General features: G+C 48.8%; 4 protein-coding genes. All 4 read left to right on the top strand.

Translation table 11 applies throughout. From position 1 onward, the window contains the following. Positions 1-99: 99 nt before the first annotated feature. From JCM15548_RS19890 to JCM15548_RS19905, 4 genes are read left to right on the top strand one after another with little or no spacing between them, the layout of a single operon-like run. The gene (locus tag JCM15548_RS19890) at positions 100-2,244 is read left to right on the top strand and encodes a TonB-dependent receptor (protein ID WP_162198296.1); all 2,145 of its coding nucleotides are present in this window, start codon (positions 100-102) and stop codon (positions 2,242-2,244) included. Between the two features lie 10 nt (positions 2,245-2,254). After that, on the top strand, positions 2,255-2,893 hold the full coding sequence (locus tag JCM15548_RS21845; RefSeq protein ID WP_062128901.1) for a tetratricopeptide repeat protein: 639 nt from the start codon (positions 2,255-2,257) through the stop codon (positions 2,891-2,893). Then, positions 2,881-3,936: a sensor histidine kinase gene (locus JCM15548_RS19900; RefSeq protein WP_062128903.1), complete on the top strand. Its 1,056-nt coding sequence runs from the start codon at positions 2,881-2,883 to the stop codon at positions 3,934-3,936. The genes JCM15548_RS21845 and JCM15548_RS19900 overlap by 13 nt, the downstream gene beginning before the upstream one ends. 13 nt (positions 3,937-3,949) lie before the next feature. After that, a complete protein-coding gene (locus JCM15548_RS19905) occupies positions 3,950-4,714 on the top strand; it encodes a LytR/AlgR family response regulator transcription factor (RefSeq protein WP_062128906.1) in 765 nt (254 codons plus the stop codon). The last annotated feature ends 115 nt before the right edge of the window (positions 4,715-4,829 follow it).

Consider the following 4,829-nt stretch of genomic DNA (forward strand, 5'->3'; position numbering starts at 1 on the left):
CCAATTGGTCCGGGCCACACCGCGGGTCGTCCTGTTTTTCTTTACATTGATGGAGGATTAGTGCAACTTTGAAAAATAATTGTGAATAAGCAGATGACCATGAAAGTATTTTTTGTTCTTAGCTTTTTAGTGCTGGCGGGTACTGCCAATGTAAAGGGGCAATACGCCATTAGTGGCATTGTCAGGGATGCCGCGGAGCTTCCTTTGGCAGGTGCCAATGTCTTTATTAAGGGGCAGTTTGATGGTGCTGCTACCGATGCGGAGGGCCGTTTTCAGTTTGAGACTGCGCTCAACGGCGAGCAGGTTTTGGTGGCGACTTTTTTGGGATATGAAATGCAGGAAAAGCGCATAACGATTGACCAGGCATTGACCCAGGCCAACTTTGAGTTAAGGGTTACGCCCGGAAAAATTGGCGATGTGATCATCACCGCCGGTCTTTTTGAAGCCGGCGACCAAAAGAAAAGCATCACCCTGAATCCCCTGGATATTGTTACGACCCCCAGTGCCGAAGGCGATATCTACGGAGCCTTGATGGCCTTGCCGGGGACCGCCGTGGTAGGGGAAGACGGGCGCCTGTTTGTGCGCGGGGGGGATGGTTATGAGTCGAAGACCTTTGTGGATGGCTTGCTCAGCAAGAAGCCCTACTCGTCGAGTATGCCGGATTTGCCTTCACGGGGACGTTTTTCGCCCTTTTTGTTCACCGGAACGACTTTTAGCACCGGCGGATATTCGGCAGAGTACGGCCAGGCACTTTCATCGGCCCTGATTCTCAATACCAATTCCTTTCCGGAGAAAACACAGACAGAACTTTCCTTTCTGAGTGTGGGGCAGGGGATCAACCAGACTTTTCGTGATTCAAACAGCTCGCTTTCTGTGGGCGCGAATTATTTCAATCTCGGACCCTATTACCGATTGGTCCCCCAAAAGAATGAAATCAATTTGCCGCCCCGGGAATTGGCGCTGACGATGAGTGCCCGACAATTATTGAAAAATCAGCACATGGTGAAGGTCTTCAGCACTTTTTCCCGCTCACAGTTTGGTTTGGATTTTCCAAATACCACCCGACCGGGAACAATGGCCAAACTGAGTATCGATAACCGCAACAGCTATACCAATGTGACCCATTCGGGGGAGTTAAAGAGCGGTTGGTTCATCAAAAGTGGTATGGCGCTGACGGTGGACGACAACCGACTGGATCTGCAGTATTTTAAGGTCGATGAGCTCAATCAGAATCTTCAGGGCAAGATTTCGGCGCGTAAGCAACTGTCTGGCGGACTCAAACTCGTCATGGGCATAGAAGAAACCTTGAATCGTTTTCGCCAGGATTATTACGAGACGGAAACGGGCTTTTCCAATCAAAGCCAATTTCACGATCTGGGATCGGCTCTTTTTTCGGAAATGGAATGGCAGCCCTTGGGTCGCGTTGCTACCCGGGTAGGGCTAAGGGGCGAGCACAGTTCCTTGCTCGACAAAAGTCAATGGGCTCTGCGCCTGTCGGCCGCTTATAAATTGTCGGCCTACGGACAAGTATCGGCGGCCTACGGCAATTTTTACCAGACACCGGAAGAGCCTTTGCTGCGGTTTACCAGTCGGCTCGATTTTGAGCAGGCCAACCATTACATCCTCAACTACCAATGGGAACGTAACAATCGGGTAGTGCGTCTGGAGACCTACCTCAAGGATTATAGCAGTTTGGTGGTCTATAACAAGGAGGAATTCTGGAACCCAGAATATTACAACAACAGCGGAAGCGGATATTCCAAAGGCTTTGAACTGTTCTACCGTGACCAGCAATCCATTCGGTTTTTGGATTTCTGGGTGTCTTATTCCTACCTCGAATCAGAACGCAAGTACCGCGATTATCCCGAAAAAGCAACACCCCCTTTTGCACCCACCCATTCCTTTTCCTTTGTGGGTAAATATTGGCTGAATGCCATTACCACCCAACTGGGACTGTCCACCACCATAGCCAGCGGTCGCCCCTACCACAACCCCAATAAAGCGGGATTTATGAATTCATTCACCCCTAATTACAGCAACGTCAGTATCAATTGCAGTCATTTAAGAACCATATGGGGAAAGTCAACCATAATTTATTTCTCGGTGAGCAACGTTTTGGGACGCCAAAACGTTTTCGGACATCGTTACGCCGATCAACCCGATTCCAACGGGGTGTACCAGGGATATCCGGTAACGCCGGAAGCTTCCCGGTTTTATCTTGCCGGCATTTTTGTAACCATTTAAATATTTCGTCATGAGAACACTGTTGATTTTATCATTTTTAATTTATTTTTGGACCCAGGCAAATGCAGAAACGTCCCCCTTTGAGGCAGCGGTATTGCAGACCGTTGATCAATTGCATCAGGCTTCTTCTGTTGAGGAGGTGAAATCCTGCGTCAGCAGACTGGAACGCATGGCTGTGGCTGAGCCGGAACGCTGGGAGGCCCGTTATTATTTGGCCTACGCCCGCATTATGCATGCTTTTAGGGAGTCTGACGGAGAAACGATCGATGCCATTTTGGATCAGGCGGAACGGGACATAGAAAAATCTCTGGAACTCGGCGGCGATGCATCGGAGTTGAATGTACTGCAAGCCTATCTTTATCAGGGGCGCATTCAGGTCAGTTCTTTTCGGGGCATGAAATTTTCCGGACTGGCCGCAGAAGCACTGGAAAAAGCCATAGGTCTCAAGCCCTCCAACGCCAGAGCGCATTTATTGATGGGAATGAATGTGTACCACACCCCATCGATGTTTGGAGGTGGCGCTCAAAATGCCTTGCCGCATTTTGAAAAAGCGGTGGCGTGTTACCAAACAGCTTCTTCTCCTTCCGCCCTTTATCCCGGATGGGGGCAGGAGAAGGCCCAACAAATGATGGAAGAATGCAAAAAATAGCTATTTCAGTCAGGAACTTTCTGCTAAGGACATCCCGGGATGTCCTTATTGTTTTGGTCATAGGCCTGACCATCAGTATGCTGTTCAGCTGGGGCAGCATTTTAAAATCATCCGATCACTTTTTAAAATCCGCCATTTATTCACTGGTGATCGGTTCTTCCTTGTGGAAGGTCAATGAATTATTTTCCCGTATAATTGCCCGTTTTTTTCCGTGGCATGTACGACCCAAATTCACGCTTTTTCTGGATGTCGTGGGTACCATTCTGATTTCTGCCCTGGTCATTTTCCTGGTCAACCATTATCTGTATTTTCTTATTTCTGATCATCCCATCAAAGAACGCCCCCAGTATTTTTTTCTGGTAGGCATTATTCAATTATTTATCTCCCTCGTTATCACCAGTATCTTTTACATCAGTCGGTTTTTTACCGAATGGCGCAAACTGCTGGTCAGCGAGGAAGAGCTGAAAAGGGAAGCTCTGGCCCTGCAATACGAAGCCTTAAAAAGCTATGTCAATCCCCACTTCCTTTTCAACAGTCTGAGTGTGCTCAACTCATTGGTGGATGCCCATCCGCCCAAAGCCAAGGTTTTTATTTCCCGCTTTTCAGACGTTTATCGATATGTGTTGCAGCAAAGGGACAAGGATTTGGTTTTGTTGGCCGAAGAGCTTGAATTTGCCGAGTCTTATATTCAGCTGATAAAAATACGCCAGGGAGATGCGCTGAATGTGACCATTGATGTCGCCGACCGGGCAGGATGGGTGGTGCCTGTGTCCCTGCAAATTCTGTTGGAAAATGCCTTTACACATAATGAAGCGTCCATGGAAAACCCTCTTCAGGTCACCCTTACCAGAGAAGGTAACCATTTGGTGGTGACCAATAATTTTCAACCACGAAAGGTGGTGAGCAATGGCTCGGGTATCGGGCTGCCAACCATCGCCCGAAGTTATGAGCGATTGGGGCATCAAAAGTTGGAAGTCATTCATCAGAACGGTTACTTCAGGGTTCACCTGCCCATCATTTCAGAAGCATCCATTGGCTCATAAAAAACACCGCAGCATGGCATTAAGAATACTGATCGTCGAAGATGAGCCCTTTTCGGCTCAAAAGTTAATCCGGATGTTGTCCGAATTGATTCCGGATGGGCAAATCGTGGCCACCCTTGATTCGGTCCGATCCACGGTGAAGTGGGTGCAGGAATTTCCTGCCCCGGATTTGGCCTTTTTTGATATTCAGCTGGCCGATGGCATTTGCTTCGAAGTGTTTGAGCAAACCCGGGTCGTTTTCCCCGTCATTTTCACCACCGCCTTCAACGAATATGCCTTGAAAGCCTTTAAAGTGAACAGCATCGATTACCTGCTCAAGCCCCTTAAAGAGGAGGAGCTTAAGGCAGCCATTAAAAAATTCAACGATGGCTTTTATTCCAGACCCGTTTCATTGGAGCTGTCATCCATGGCGGCCACCCTCAATCAACTGACCAATAGTTTTAAGAGCCGGTTTTTAGTGAAAGTCGGCGAGCACCTCAAAATGATTCCTACCGAGGACATCGCCCTTTTTTACTCGATGGAAAAGGCCGTTTTTGTCAAAACCTCTGCCGGACAGGACCTGGCCCTGGATTTCACCCTCGAACAAATCACCGGATTGGTAGATCCGCAGCTGTTTTTCAGAGTTAGCCGAAGCCATATTGTTTCCCTCTCACATATCACCGATGTGGTGGCCCACTCGGGTAGCCGACTGGTTGTCAAACTCGCGGTTAAGACAGATGGGGAGGTGATGGTCTCCCGTGAGAAAGTGACGGCGTTTAAGGGGTGGCTGGAGGGGTGAGGGGAGGGGTAGGGAGGGGTAGGAAGGGTAAGAAGGGTAAGAAGGGTAAGAAGGGTAGGAAGGGTAGGAAGGGTAAGAAGGGTAGGAAGGGTAGGGAGGGTAGGAAGGGTAAGAA

The sequence above is a fragment of the Geofilum rubicundum JCM 15548 genome (assembly GCF_000974365.1).
Classification (GTDB): Bacteria; Bacteroidota; Bacteroidia; order Bacteroidales; family Marinilabiliaceae; genus Geofilum; species Geofilum rubicundum.